Raw genomic sequence first — 11,685 nt, forward strand, 5'->3', positions numbered from 1 at the left:
CGGTCGCTGTGCCCAACGCTGGTGTCAATGGAAAACAGGCGAACATGCTCGCGTGCGATGGAGGCTGAGACCGTGACCCGGCCGCTGATCGATCTGCGTCACCACGGCGCAGTCATCTTCGATCTCGACGTGGTCGTCGACACCGAGGCGGCGAGAACCGCAGCATGCGCTGACGTTCTCGACGCCTTCCTGTCCCGGCGCGCAGGCGAGGGCGGTGTGGACCGCGGTCCGTTCCGCGACCGCGACTACCACCGGTTCTTCGAGGGGCGGACGACAGCGGCGGGAATCACCGACTTCTTGACATCCCGGGGCGTATCCCTTTCGCGGGGGGTGCGCGGCGCGGCGGCGGATGAACATACCGTTGCAGGACTGTGCGCACGCGTAAGACAACACTTCCGGGCGCGCATCGCGCGTGACGGTGTGCCGTGCGTCGAATCGACTGTGGCTCTGGTGCGCCGGTTGCGGGGTCTCGGGGTCGGGACTGCGGTGTTCTCGGCGGGTGGCGATGTGAAGGACGTGCTCGCTGCCGTGGGAATCGATGACCTGTTTCCGATCGGGGTCGACGAGGCCGCTCCGCGGAACGCCGCGGCCCAGCTCGGTGCACCGCTCGCGAGTGCGGTGGTGGTCACCGCCTGCGAGGACTCTGTAGCGGACGCGAGCCGAGCCGGGTTCGCTCTGGTGGTCGCCGTCGGCCGGTCGGAACGGACCGATGTGTTGCGAAGTCGGGGCGCCGACGTGGTGGTCGGGAACCCGTCCGAGGTCGAACTCCGCGCGTGCGATCGCCGGCTCTCCGAGATTCCCGACGCGATGACCTCCCGTCACGAGCTCACCGCGCTCCTGCGTGTGCGCAGGCCGGCGATCTTTCTCGATTTCGACGGCACACTGGCGGACATCGTGCCCGATCCGGCCGCCGCTGCCGTCGTCGACGGAGCGGCAGCCGCACTGTCCCGATTGGCCGCCGAATGTCCCGTCGCCGTGATCAGCGGCCGTGACCTCGCGGATGTCCGGGAACGGGTCGGCATGTCCGGGATCTGGTACGCGGGCAGCCACGGCTTCGAACTCGCCGGGCCCGCGGGCCAGAGGTACGAGAATCCCGGCGCGCTCGTCGCCGTTCCTGTCCTCGACCGGGTGGCCCCGGTCCTGGTGGAGCGTCTGCAGCACATTCCGGGTGTGCTCGTCGAACGCAAGCGGTTCACCGTCGCGGTTCACTACCGGAACGTGCCGGCCGAGCACGTCGACGAGGTCGCGGCGGCGGTGTACGACGTCGGAGGCGGGGAAGTGGCGCTCCGGGTCACCGGTGGACGGAAGGTGATCGAACTGCGCCCCGACGTCGAGTGGGACAAGGGCCGGGCATTGCAATGGATACTCGAGCACGTCGTCGATGCTGGGTCGGCGCTGCCGATCTACATCGGCGACGACCTGACGGATGAGGACGCTTTCGACGCGGTGTCGGCCGAGGGGGTGGGCATTGTGGTCCGGAGCCGGGAGGCCGCAGATCGGCGATCCGCGGCGCAGTTCGCGGTGAACGCCCCGACACAGGTTCGGGAACTGCTCGAGCGACTGGCGGATCTGCTCGACCGAGACCCCGCGGACGCATCGCGGGCCGGGGGATGGATCCTCTTCTTCGACGGCTACTCCCCCGCGACCGAAAAACTTCGCGAGGCTGTCTGCACGGTGGGTAACGGATTCTTCGCCACGCGCGGCTGTGCACCCGAAGCTCCCGCCGGACCGGGCCACTATCCGGGCACCTACGTCGCGGGCGTCTACAACCGTTTGAGTGAGGAGCATTCGGGCACGGCCCTGGTGAACGAAAGCCTGGTGAATGTGCCGAACTGGCTGACGACGACGTTCCGCATCGACGGCGGACCGTGGTTCGATCTCGAAGCGGTCGAATTGCTCGACTACCGCCAGTATCTCGACCTCCGCCGGTCGGTGCTCACCCGCAGGTTGCGGTACCGCGATCGGGACGGGCGGACGACCTCGGTCGTCCAACGCCGTTTCGTCGCAATGCATCTCCCCCACGTCTGTGCGCTCCAGACGACGATCGTGGCCGAAGACTGGTCCGGCACGGTCGAATTCCGTTCGGCTCTAGACGGTTCGGTGCGGAACACCCTCGTCGACAGGTATCGAGACCTCGCCAGCGACCACCTCGAACGAGTACACGCCGCCGAGCTGCCGCCCGATGCGGTCCTACTGACCATGCAGACGAACCGCTCCCGCATCCCGGTGGCGATGGCGGCACGGACCACGGTGTGGTTCGACGGTAAGCCCTGCAACAGCCACGACCGGTTCTTCGACCGCGACGGAAGAACCGGACACGACATCACCGTCGACATCGCGACGGGGCGCCCAGTCACGATCGAGAAGACGGTGACCCTGTTCACCGGGCGCGATCACGCGATCTCCGACCCCGGCGACGAAGCTACCCGCTGGCTGCCTGGGTTGGGCAGATTCGACGAACTGCTCGACGGTCACGTGCTGGCGTGGGAGCACCTGTGGGACCGGGTGGGAATCGACCTCGCCGGCCACGAAGACGCATCGCGGATCGTGCGGTTCCACCTACTGCACCTGCTGCAGACGGTTTCCCGGAACACCGCAGACCTGGACGTGGGTGTCCCGGCTCGTGGTTTGCACGGCGAGGCGTACCGGGGCCACATTTTCTGGGACGAACTCTTCGTCTTCCCCGTCTTGAATCTGCGAGTTCCCGCACTGACCCGGTCGCTGCTGCACTACCGGTACCGTCGCCTCCCCGAGGCCCGCCGCGCGGCGAGCGCCGCCGGGTACCGGGGTGCGATGTTCCCGTGGCAGTCGGGCAGCGACGGGCGTGAGGAAAGCCAGCAACTGCACCTCAATCCACGATCCGGGCGCTGGCTGCCCGACCCCAGCTGGCGCCAACACCACATCGGCATCGCGATCGCGTACAACGTGTGGCAGTACTACCAGGTCACCGGTGACCTGGAGTTCCTCGGGGATTTCGGCGCCGAGATGCTGGTGGAGATCGCCCGATTCTTCGCCAGCCTGGCATCGTACGATCGAGCGCGGTCCCGGTACATCATCCGCGGCGTCGTCGGACCGGACGAATTCCATTCCGGCTATCCCGACGCACCCTACGACGGTGTCGACAACAACGCATACACCAATGTCATGGCGGTGTGGGTGATTCTGCGCGCCATCGAAGCACTCGATGCCGTTCCGGCCCCGAACCGGGCAGACCTCGTCGACAGCCTCCACCTGGACTCGCAGGAGATTGCCCGGTGGTCGGACATCAGCCGCCGCATGTTCGTTCCCTTCCACGATCAGGTGATCAGCCAATTCGAGGGCTACGGCGATCTGACCGAACTCGACTGGGACCGCTACCGCGAGCGGTACGGCGACATCCAGCGGCTCGACCGCATACTCGAGGCCGAGGGCGACGACGTCAACCGGTACCGGGCCTCCAAGCAGGCCGATGTGCTGATGTTGTTCTACCTCCTCTCCGCCGACGAACTGCGGGATCTGTTCGGGCTCCTGACGTATCGATTCGAACCGGACGCCATCCCGCGGACCATCGACTACTACCTCGCCCGAACCTCGCACGGCTCGACCTTGAGCGCGGTCGTGCACTCGTGGGTACTGGCCCGCGCCAACCGCGACAAGGCGATGGACTACTTCGAGAGGGTGCTCGCCTCCGATATCGCGGACATCCAGGGCGGTACGACCGCGGAGGGCATTCACCTGGCTGCCATGGCAGGCAGCATCGATCTACTTCAGCGGTGTTTCACCGGCCTCGAAACACGCGGCGATCGACTGGTTCTCGGCCCACAGTGGCCGGAGACGATGGGCGCGCTGGTGTTTCCGATCTCGTACCGTGGACACCAGCTGTGGTTGGAGGTCAGAGGGAGGCAGGTCGAGGTCAGCGCCGGCGCCGGAAACCAGCGACCGATCGAGATCATGTGCCGTGACCGGGTCGTCGAACTGCGGCCGGGCTGCACCGTCAGCCTGGGCTAGCCGGGTGGTGCGCCGATCATCTCCAGCCACTCGACGGACCCGGCGGTGTGGGCGGAGTGGAGGTTCGTGCCTCATTCGACCTCGATCACGCGGGCGTGAAGTGCTCGCCGCCGTGTGGGGTCATCGCGATCGACTTCCCGTTCGGACCAGTCGCCACCAGGGCCCGCAGGTGGGGCCGGTGCTCGCGTCGGGTGCGGCGGAGTCTGCGAGGACCTCGTCGCGTCGTGTTCCGGGCAGCACGCGGTATCGGATCGAAGCGCGGTGGCTCACCAGGGCCAGGGGCCACCACAGCGCGCTCACGTAGTCGTCGGCGGCCCGGGCGCCGTCCCACTGATAGAAACCCCGGTATCTCTCGTCTTCGTCTGCCGTCAGCCACAGCTTGGAGACGAAGCCGGGGAATCCGGCGAACAGGGGGGTGTTGAGCACGCTTTCCGCCCGGAAGAGGGCGTGGCCACGGCCGTGGACTCCGCGCAGCCGGAAGGACACGACGAGGACTACCGGGTCGGCGAGAGGGGCACCGTCCGCAACGGTTTCCCGGTAGACGGTGCCGGTGGTGCCGTCGGCGAAGGTCATCCGCCGGCCCTTGTTTCGGGTTGGTTGGTGAAGGCGGCGGCGCGCGATCAGGTATGCCGTTCGTGCGGCGCAGCGGGCGAGTCGCGGGGCGGCCACCCTCAGCGGCAATGGTCGAGGTTCGGTATCGGCCGCGGCGCTCGGGGTGAGTGAATGCGGTGCAGGTTCGCGGGTTGTCATCGTTCGTCCTCGTCGGATGGTCTGTGCGGCGGCGGTCAGCGCTCGTTGCGGTCGCAGCAGGGGAAGAACACTTCCGTGTGGCGTGCCGCAGTCCGGGGACCGTCGAGGTAGCACTCCCAGGGGTCACCGGAGACGGCGTAGCCGTGGGCGGAGATCCAGTGCGCGGCCGCGCCGTAGGCGGCGCACACTCCTCGGTAGTCGCCCACGTGGACTGTCGTGGCGACGGTGCCGCCCTGCAGTGCCGTCGGTTCGACCTGTCCGCGGGCGGTGATGCGGCCACTGAGGGGGAATCCGGCTTCGATATCGCACTGTCCGTCCGCAGACTCGCGGTACCGCGCGAACGGGGCCCCGGAGATGCGCCGTCCCTGTTTGTCGGCGACCGCGACCACCTCACCGAATGCGGGCCCGAGAAAGTCGCCGAGGCGGTCCCAGTCGACATGGCCCCGGACCACGGCCGCCGGGGTTGCGTCGACTTCGACCAGTTCGACTTCGTAGCCCATGGTTCCACCATCTCGCTGCTTCGTCGGCGCGGGCAGGGCCGAAGGTCCCCCGTCGCCGGTCCTTGGGCATCGAATCCTGTGTGACCGCCTCCTCGCCCGTGCCCGGGCTGCTCGACACGCCTGGGCCGAGGTGCCTGGCTGGGAACATGTGCCCGAGGTGGTTGCCACGGCAGCGGCGGGTTCGGAATAGTCGAGGCATGGTGCGCCGGACCGGGAGAGTGCTGCCGCCGTGGTATCTCGCCCACGTCAACAGGGTGATCGTCGGCCTGCACCGGCTGGGGGTGCCGATGCCGATGCCGGCGCTCACCGTCCCGGGCCGGACGACGGGGGTGCCGCGGTCGACGCCGGTCTCGCCGTACGAGGTGGACGGCCACACCTACGTCGTCGCCGGGTACGCCGAATCGGATTGGGCGAAGAACGCCCGGGCGGCCGGGCGCGGGGAACTGACCCGCGGGCGCCACCGCGAGCGTGTTCGCCTGGTCGCGTTGCCGGTATCGGAGCGGGCCCGGATCCTTCGCGAGTTCCCGATCCGGGTGCCGCACGGGGTCACCATGTTCCTGAAGGCAGGGACGGTCGCGAACTCCTCTCCGGAGGCGTTCGCGGCCGCCGCCGACCGGTGCGAGGTGTTCCGCATCGAGCCGCTGGACTGACGGGGGTCACCGAACTTCGAGCGTCCCCACCATGTTCGGGTGGTAGGTGCAGTGGAAGGCGAAAGTGCCCGGCTGCCCGGGCACCGTGAACGTCGCGGTCGCACCCGGTTCGACCTCCACGTCGAACAGGTCGCCGGTGTCTGCGGTCACGGTGTGTTCGGCGGTGTCGTCGTTGCGGACGGTGACCTGCTCTCCCGGCGCGAACGTGCCGGGCAGCGTGTACTTGAAGTCGCTGATCACGATCTCCCGTGCACCCGCAGGCATGGACATCGGCATCGACGGCATGTCGGTCATCATGTGGTCCCCGCCGTGCTCCGATTCGGAGGAAGCGGACGAGTCGTCGCTGCCGTTTCCGCACGCGACCAGCGCGAAGGCGGCCAGTAGGATCGACAGGACAAGTGTCAGTACGCGTTTCATGGTGGTCGCCTCCGGGGTGCCGGTGGGAACGGATGCCCGACGCCCCGTTCCTCGCGGGAGTAGTACCCGTTTTCCCGGAAGACACCCCTCGAAGTGCGTGGTGACTCGTCAGCCGCCGTTCAACGCCTCCTGCGTCTCGAGGTTCACGACCGGGGTGCGGAGCGAGGCGACGGCGCCGGAGTAGAGGGAGGACTTGATTTCACCGAGCGTGCGCCCGCGCGTCGCGACGAGTCCCTGCGCGTGTGCGACGGCGTCGGCGAGCACCTGCTGTTCGGAGGCGACCTCGTCGACGAATCCGAGTTCCTTCGCCGCGATGCCGCCGTACCGCTGTCCGGTCACCAGGGCGGTGTGCACCGCCCGCGCGGGCAGGCGGGCTGCGAGCAGCGCGATGCTGCCGGGTGCGTAGCTCGCCCCGATGGTGATCCCCGGCAGGCAGAAGTAGCCGCGATCCTCCCGCATCACCCGGTGATCGTGGGCGGCCGCGAGGATGGCGCCGCCGCCGAAGGTGTGTCCGGTCAGCGCGGCCACGGTGGGCAGTGGAAAGGTGAGAATCCGCGCGAACAGGGCCTGCACACGGTCGATGTAGGAGTTCAGCTTGTCGGTGTTGGCGAGGACCCAGGCGGTGTCGAGACCGGTGGAGTAGAACTTTCCGACCGCGGTCGTCACCAGCGCGGCGGGGCCGTCGTGCTGCTCGACCCGATCGAGGAGACCGTCGACACTCGCGATCCAGTCCGGGTGGAAGGCGTTCTCGCTGTCCCGTTCCCCTTCCTCCCCGAAGTACAGGACGAACACATCACCCGAGCGTTCCAAGTACGGCATGCGGCGAGGCTACCCGCAGACCGGCGCGCTGCGCCCCTCGAGCACCCACCGGTGGGTGAAGTTTCAACTGTTGCGGGGCCGGGTATGTCGATCGTCAAACAGCTGAGGCGGTGGACGATGAAGAGCGGAACAGGCATTGCCGACACCCGCACCGTTCGGGACTACATCCACACGGTGGCCAGGAGCGTTCACGCCGATTCCATCGACTGGTGGGACTGCGACGGATTCGACGCCGTCCTCGTGCTGCCGTTCCGGTTGCACTATCTCCCCGGTCGCAACGCGGTGCTCGCGTGGAACCGGACCTTCGGCTGGTCACTCGGCGTCGAAGGACTGGGCCGCCGCAGTGTCATCGTGATCGACGGCCTCGGCCTCGGCCGGATGCCGTCGCCCGCCGTGTGCGCGGAACGTGCGGTGGAGTTGATCGACGACTACTGCCGCTCCACACCGGCACTGCCGGGCGCGCACGGTCCCGGCCCCGCCGTACCGGCTGCCGCGGATCGCTGTCCCCGCATCGGCAACGCCGCCGCCGGTGGCGGACGGCGGGACAGAGTCGTCAAACGACCGTGACCGGTGGCGGCGGGGGCCACGACGACAACGTGGCCCAACCGCATTCCTCCGCGCAGGAGCAGCCGATCGTCGCCGCGGAGCAGGGCGCGGCGCGGATCAGCACGGCGGCGCATCCGCTGGGCAAACCCGGCCCGCGGTTCGACCGCCGGTCTCCGTTCTTCATCGGCATGGCCGGGGCCGCCGGTGTCGCCGTCACGTACGCGCTGATCGAGGTCGTTCTCGCCGCCCGCGGGGTGCTGGTGCTCATCGCCGTCGCCGCCTTCCTGGCGATCGGTCTCGAACCGGCCGTGTCCTGGCTGGTGCGGCACGGATTTCCCCGATGGGCAGCCGTCACAACGGTTTTCGTCGTCGCGTTCGCGATACTGGCCGGTTTCCTCGCCGCGGCGATCCCGCCGATGGTGACGCAGGGCGGCGCTCTCGTCCACAACGCCCCCGACTACCTGGGCCACCTCGAGCAGCGTTACCCGGTGTTGGAGGAACTGAGCACCCGCTTCCATCTGCAGGACGAACTGCGCCGGGCGCTCGATGCGGGCAATGTGCCGGTGGTGCTCGGCGGGATCGTCGGCGCGGGCAGGTTCGTGTTCAGCGCCATCAGCGGCATGATGATCGTGGTCGTACTCACCGCGTACTTCCTCGCCGACTTCGGGCACATCCGGGCCTCCCTGTACCGCCTGGCCCCGAACTCGCGGCGACCGCGCACGATTCTGATCGGTGACGAAATCTTCGCGAAGGTCGGCGGCTACGTGCTCGGCAACCTCCTGATCTCGCTGATCACCGCCGTCCTCACGTTCGTGTGGCTGGTCGCCTTCGACGTCCCCTACCCGCTGTTGCTGGCCGTCCTCGTCGCCGTGCTGGATCTGATTCCTGTGGTCGGTTCCACCCTCGCCGGTGTCGTGGTGGCCCTGGTCGCCCTGACCGTGTCGCTGCCGGTGTCGCTGGCGACCATCGTCTTCTTCATCGCCCTCCGCCTGTTCGAGGACTATCTCCTCGTTCCCCGCATCATCGGCAGAACCGTCAAGGTGCCCCCGATGGTCACCGTCGTCGCCGTCCTCATCGGCGGGGCACTGCTGGGCATCGTCGGGGCGCTGCTCGCGATTCCCGTCGCCGCCGCCGTCCTGCTCCTCGCCCGCGAGACGGTGTTTCCGCAGCTCGATCGGGGTTGAGCAGGCGCGGCACGAAAACGGCCCTGTGGAAGAAGTTTCCATGTTCTGCTTACCCTGGAGACGTGGGATGCGCCGGGGCATGCTCGGGGTCGTGTCCCGAGCATGAGAAAGAGGCGCTGCATGTCGGTGATGAGTCCCACCGAGGCGATGTTCGTGCTGTTCGAAACACCCTCGCACCCCATGCACATGGGTGCGCTCGAACTGTTCGAACCGCCGCGCGAATCGGGACCAGATCACGCCCGGGTCATGTACGAGGCGCTGATCTCGCAGGAGGGTGCGTCCGACACGTTCCGCCGGCGCGCCGTCCGCCCCCTGCGGGGCGCCAGTTACCCGTGGTGGTCGTTCGACGACCGCATCGACCTCGGCTACCACGTGCGGCACACGGCGGTGCCGGGGCGGGGCCGCATGGAGGACCTGCTGTCGCTGGTGTCCCAGATGCACGGCATGCCGCTCGATCCGCAACACCCGATGTGGGAGATCCACGTCATCGAGGGGCTCGCGGACGGACGGACGGCCGTGTTCTCGAAGATCCACCTGTCGCTGATGGACGGACCGGCGGGGCTGCGGCTCCTCCACCACGCCCTGTCGACAGACCCCGACGCCCGCGACTGCCCCGCACCGTGGACACCCGGGGTGTCCGGCACGTCGCGGCGCGAATCCGCGCTGCCCGTCGCCGCGGTCCGGGCCGGGGTGCGGGCCGCCACCAGCATCGTCGGGGTGCTGCCCGCGCTCGCGAAAGTCGCGTACGACGGTGTCCGCGACCAGCATCTGACGCTTCCCCTGCAGTCACCGCCCACGATGCTCAACGTCCCCGTCGGCCGGGCCCGGAAACTCGCGGCCCGGTCGTGGCCGATCCGGCGTCTGGTGTCGGTGGCCGCCGCCGCCCGCACCACGATCAACGCGGTGGTGCTCGCGATGTGCTCGGGGGCGCTGCGTCACTATCTCGTCGAGCAGTACGCACTGCCCGAAGCGCCGTTGACTGCGATGCTGCCGGTCCCGCTCGACCTCGGCGGCACCATGATCGGACCACGCGGCCGCGACCACGGGGTCGGCGCGATGGTCGTCGGGCTGGCCACCGACGAAGCGGACCCGGCCGCCCGCCTCGCCCGCATCAGCGAGTCGGTCGAGCACACCAATCGTGTGTTCGGGGCGCTGAGCCACACCCAGTTCCAGGTGATGAGCGCACTGGCGATCAGCCCGATCCTGCTCGAACCGGTCCGCCGGTTCGTCGACGACACTCCCCCGCCGTTCAACGTCATGATCTCCTACATGCCGGGCCCGTCGCGGCCGCGGTACTGGAACGGCGCCCGCCTGGACGCGGTGTACCCGGCGCCGACGGTCCTTGGGGGTCAGGCGCTGAGCATCACCCTCACCAGCCGGTCCGGTCAGCTCGACGTCGGGGTGGTCGGTGATCGGCACGCCGTCCCGCACCTCCAGCGGATCATCACGCACCTGGAGACGTCGCTGACCGATCTGGAGAACGCGGTCGCCGCGTCCGGCACCTGACCGCTACCCGGCCGGTTGCCGCAGGGACGTGCGATTGCGTTCCCAGCACCGGGTGACGTGGTCGCCGACCAGGTCGTCGAACGCGAGACACGCCGCGGCCCCCAGCAGGACGTCGTCGGCCGCCGCGGGCCGGGCGGCGACCAACCCGCCGGCGAGGTCCCGGCACACGATCTGTTCGTGCACGGAGTCGGCCTCCACGTGCTCGTCGAAGAACCGGGTGGCCGCCGTCCCGAACCCGAGCCGGCGCAGTCCCGCGGCGTACTTCTTGCTCGGCAACGCGGACGTGGTCTCCACCGCGCACAGGTGCCCCACCAGGGCGCCGAGACGACTGCGGTGGAGGCCGAACAGGGACAGCGCGTTCAGCGACGCCAGCGTCACGGCGGGCACCGCGTCGACGTAGTGCGCGTACGCGTCGGACAGTCCGAGTTCGCGCATCGTCGTCGCGAACAACGCCGAGTGCATGCGGTCGGGTCTGCCGCCGCCGTATTCGTCGGACTGCACCTCCACCAGCGCCGCCTTCGGTGCGCCCGCGAGCCGCGGAATGCCGAGCGTGTGCACGTCCGCCTCGCGCAGCTGGTTGAGGGAGCGGTGGATCAGCAGTTCCCGGAACTGGGTGAGATCCGCGTCATGGGCCATATACCCGGACAGTCCCGGCGCGGTGCTGGGTGCGGTCATCTCCCACAACGCCGCCACCACGTCGTCGACGCCCGTCGGCGGACCCGCGAGCACGCCGATAGCGGCGTCGAACGGCACCTCCAGCGCCGACCGGGCGGCGATCAGGTCGCTGTCCCACTCCCACCGGTCGTCGACCCCGGCGATCCCCTGCAGGTGCAGTTCGTACAGGGCAGTCAGGCAGATCTGCGCGTCCTCGTCGAACAGGAACGCACGCGGGTCGCTCCGTTCCGCCGCGGCGAGAGCGCGCGCCGCCACCACGAACGGCTCGGCGTCGGCGGCGTCTCCGCGCAGAATGGGGAACAGGAGGCCGCTGACGGGACCGCGCGGCGCCGGACAGGGCATGGACGTTCCCGGTTGCGGCACCGTGCCCGACGCCGACCGAGAGTGCAAGGTGGTCATATGAACTCCATTCCCACATCCGGGGCCGGCGAATCCGACGTGACCATCACCGTCTGCCCCGACGGCCCGCTCCTGGTGCGTGGTGCGGCGCGGATCCTCGACACCGAAGGTAACCCGATCGGCGGCGATCGGGCCACCGTGGCGCTGTGCCGGTGCGGGCGGACGAGCATCGCCCCGTTCTGCGACAGTTCGCACAAGAAGCGTCGGCGCCGCACATAGAGCCGCCGCTGCCTGGCGAGAAACGCTGTGGCG

At 68.8% G+C, this 11,685-nt stretch carries 11 protein-coding genes; 6 read left to right on the forward strand and 5 right to left on the reverse strand.

Features of this window, described 5'->3' with window-relative positions; genetic code table 11:
- Window positions 1-57: 57 nt before the first annotated feature.
- Window positions 58-3,987 carry a trehalose-phosphatase gene (otsB, locus tag JWS14_RS01120; RefSeq protein ID WP_206012295.1) on the forward strand — a complete coding sequence of 1,310 codons (3,930 nt, stop codon included), beginning with the start codon at window positions 58-60 and terminating at the stop codon, window positions 3,985-3,987.
- A 120-nt stretch (window positions 3,988-4,107) separates the two neighbouring features.
- Here otsB and JWS14_RS01125 read toward each other — a convergent pair whose 3' ends face one another.
- Both JWS14_RS01125 and JWS14_RS01130 read right to left on the reverse strand, forming a co-directional pair.
- Window positions 4,108-4,737: a YdhR family protein gene (locus JWS14_RS01125; protein WP_241031210.1), complete on the reverse strand. Its 630-nt coding sequence runs from the start codon at window positions 4,735-4,737 to the stop codon at window positions 4,108-4,110.
- 35 nt (window positions 4,738-4,772) lie between these two features.
- Entirely contained in the window at window positions 4,773-5,237 is a 465-nt protein-coding gene (locus tag JWS14_RS01130; RefSeq protein ID WP_095864166.1) for a GyrI-like domain-containing protein, read from the reverse strand.
- 197 nt (window positions 5,238-5,434) lie between these two features.
- On the opposite strand from JWS14_RS01130, the gene JWS14_RS01135 reads away from it, so the two are divergent.
- Window positions 5,435-5,887, forward strand: a complete 453-nt coding sequence (locus tag JWS14_RS01135) for a nitroreductase/quinone reductase family protein (RefSeq protein ID WP_072946245.1) — start codon at window positions 5,435-5,437, stop codon at window positions 5,885-5,887.
- Between the two features lie 6 nt (window positions 5,888-5,893).
- Here the strand turns inward: JWS14_RS01135 and JWS14_RS01140 are convergent, their stop codons facing one another.
- Together JWS14_RS01140 and JWS14_RS01145 are read right to left on the reverse strand one after the other, a co-directional pair.
- Entirely contained in the window at window positions 5,894-6,304 is a 411-nt protein-coding gene (locus JWS14_RS01140; RefSeq protein ID WP_072946244.1) for a cupredoxin domain-containing protein, read from the reverse strand.
- A 108-nt stretch (window positions 6,305-6,412) separates the two neighbouring features.
- Window positions 6,413-7,123 carry an enoyl-CoA hydratase/isomerase family protein gene (locus JWS14_RS01145; RefSeq protein WP_072946243.1) on the reverse strand — a complete coding sequence of 237 codons (711 nt, stop codon included), beginning with the start codon at window positions 7,121-7,123 and terminating at the stop codon, window positions 6,413-6,415.
- 117 nt (window positions 7,124-7,240) lie between these two features.
- On the opposite strand from JWS14_RS01145, the gene JWS14_RS01150 reads away from it, so the two are divergent.
- The 3 genes from JWS14_RS01150 to JWS14_RS01160 all read left to right on the forward strand — a co-directional run bounded on the left by JWS14_RS01150 (window position 7,241) and on the right by JWS14_RS01160 (window position 10,359).
- Window positions 7,241-7,690 (forward strand): DUF6292 family protein, encoded by a 450-nt coding sequence (locus JWS14_RS01150; RefSeq protein ID WP_095864346.1) that lies wholly within the window; start codon window positions 7,241-7,243, stop codon window positions 7,688-7,690.
- Entirely contained in the window at window positions 7,687-8,853 is a 1,167-nt protein-coding gene (locus JWS14_RS01155) for an AI-2E family transporter (protein ID WP_095864165.1), read from the forward strand. The genes JWS14_RS01150 and JWS14_RS01155 overlap by 4 nt, the downstream gene beginning before the upstream one ends.
- 120 nt (window positions 8,854-8,973) lie before the next feature.
- Window positions 8,974-10,359, forward strand: a complete 1,386-nt coding sequence (locus JWS14_RS01160; protein ID WP_095864164.1) for a WS/DGAT/MGAT family O-acyltransferase — start codon at window positions 8,974-8,976, stop codon at window positions 10,357-10,359.
- Between the two features lie 3 nt (window positions 10,360-10,362).
- Here JWS14_RS01160 and JWS14_RS01165 read toward each other — a convergent pair whose 3' ends face one another.
- Complete coding sequence (locus tag JWS14_RS01165) at window positions 10,363-11,433, reverse strand: iron-containing redox enzyme family protein (protein ID WP_095864163.1); 1,071 nt, start codon at window positions 11,431-11,433, stop codon at window positions 10,363-10,365.
- On the opposite strand from JWS14_RS01165, the gene JWS14_RS01170 reads away from it, so the two are divergent.
- On the forward strand, window positions 11,434-11,652 hold the full coding sequence (locus JWS14_RS01170; protein ID WP_072946239.1) for a CDGSH iron-sulfur domain-containing protein: 219 nt from the start codon (window positions 11,434-11,436) through the stop codon (window positions 11,650-11,652). It abuts the gene before it with no gap.
- The last annotated feature ends 33 nt before the right edge of the window (window positions 11,653-11,685 follow it).

Source organism: Rhodococcus koreensis (assembly GCF_017068375.1).
Taxonomy (GTDB): Bacteria; Actinomycetota; Actinomycetes; order Mycobacteriales; family Mycobacteriaceae; genus Rhodococcus_F; species Rhodococcus_F koreensis.

Bases quoted from the DNA above. Each gene is read 5' to 3' on its own strand.
- otsB (WP_206012295.1), top strand. From the start codon at position 58: ATGGAGGCTGAGACCGTGACCCGGCCGCTGATCGATCTGCGTCACCAC.
- JWS14_RS01125 (WP_241031210.1), bottom strand. From the start codon at position 4,737: ATGACAACCCGCGAACCTGCACCGCATTCACTCACCCCGAGCGCCGCG.
- JWS14_RS01130 (WP_095864166.1), bottom strand. From the start codon at position 5,237: ATGGGCTACGAAGTCGAACTGGTCGAAGTCGACGCAACCCCGGCGGCC.
- JWS14_RS01135 (WP_072946245.1), top strand. From the start codon at position 5,435: ATGGTGCGCCGGACCGGGAGAGTGCTGCCGCCGTGGTATCTCGCCCAC.
- JWS14_RS01140 (WP_072946244.1), bottom strand. From the start codon at position 6,304: ATGAAACGCGTACTGACACTTGTCCTGTCGATCCTACTGGCCGCCTTC.
- JWS14_RS01145 (WP_072946243.1), bottom strand. From the start codon at position 7,123: ATGCCGTACTTGGAACGCTCGGGTGATGTGTTCGTCCTGTACTTCGGG.
- JWS14_RS01150 (WP_095864346.1), top strand. From the start codon at position 7,241: ATGAAGAGCGGAACAGGCATTGCCGACACCCGCACCGTTCGGGACTAC.
- JWS14_RS01160 (WP_095864164.1), top strand. From the start codon at position 8,974: ATGTCGGTGATGAGTCCCACCGAGGCGATGTTCGTGCTGTTCGAAACA.
- JWS14_RS01165 (WP_095864163.1), bottom strand. From the start codon at position 11,433: ATGACCACCTTGCACTCTCGGTCGGCGTCGGGCACGGTGCCGCAACCG.
- JWS14_RS01170 (WP_072946239.1), top strand. From the start codon at position 11,434: ATGAACTCCATTCCCACATCCGGGGCCGGCGAATCCGACGTGACCATC.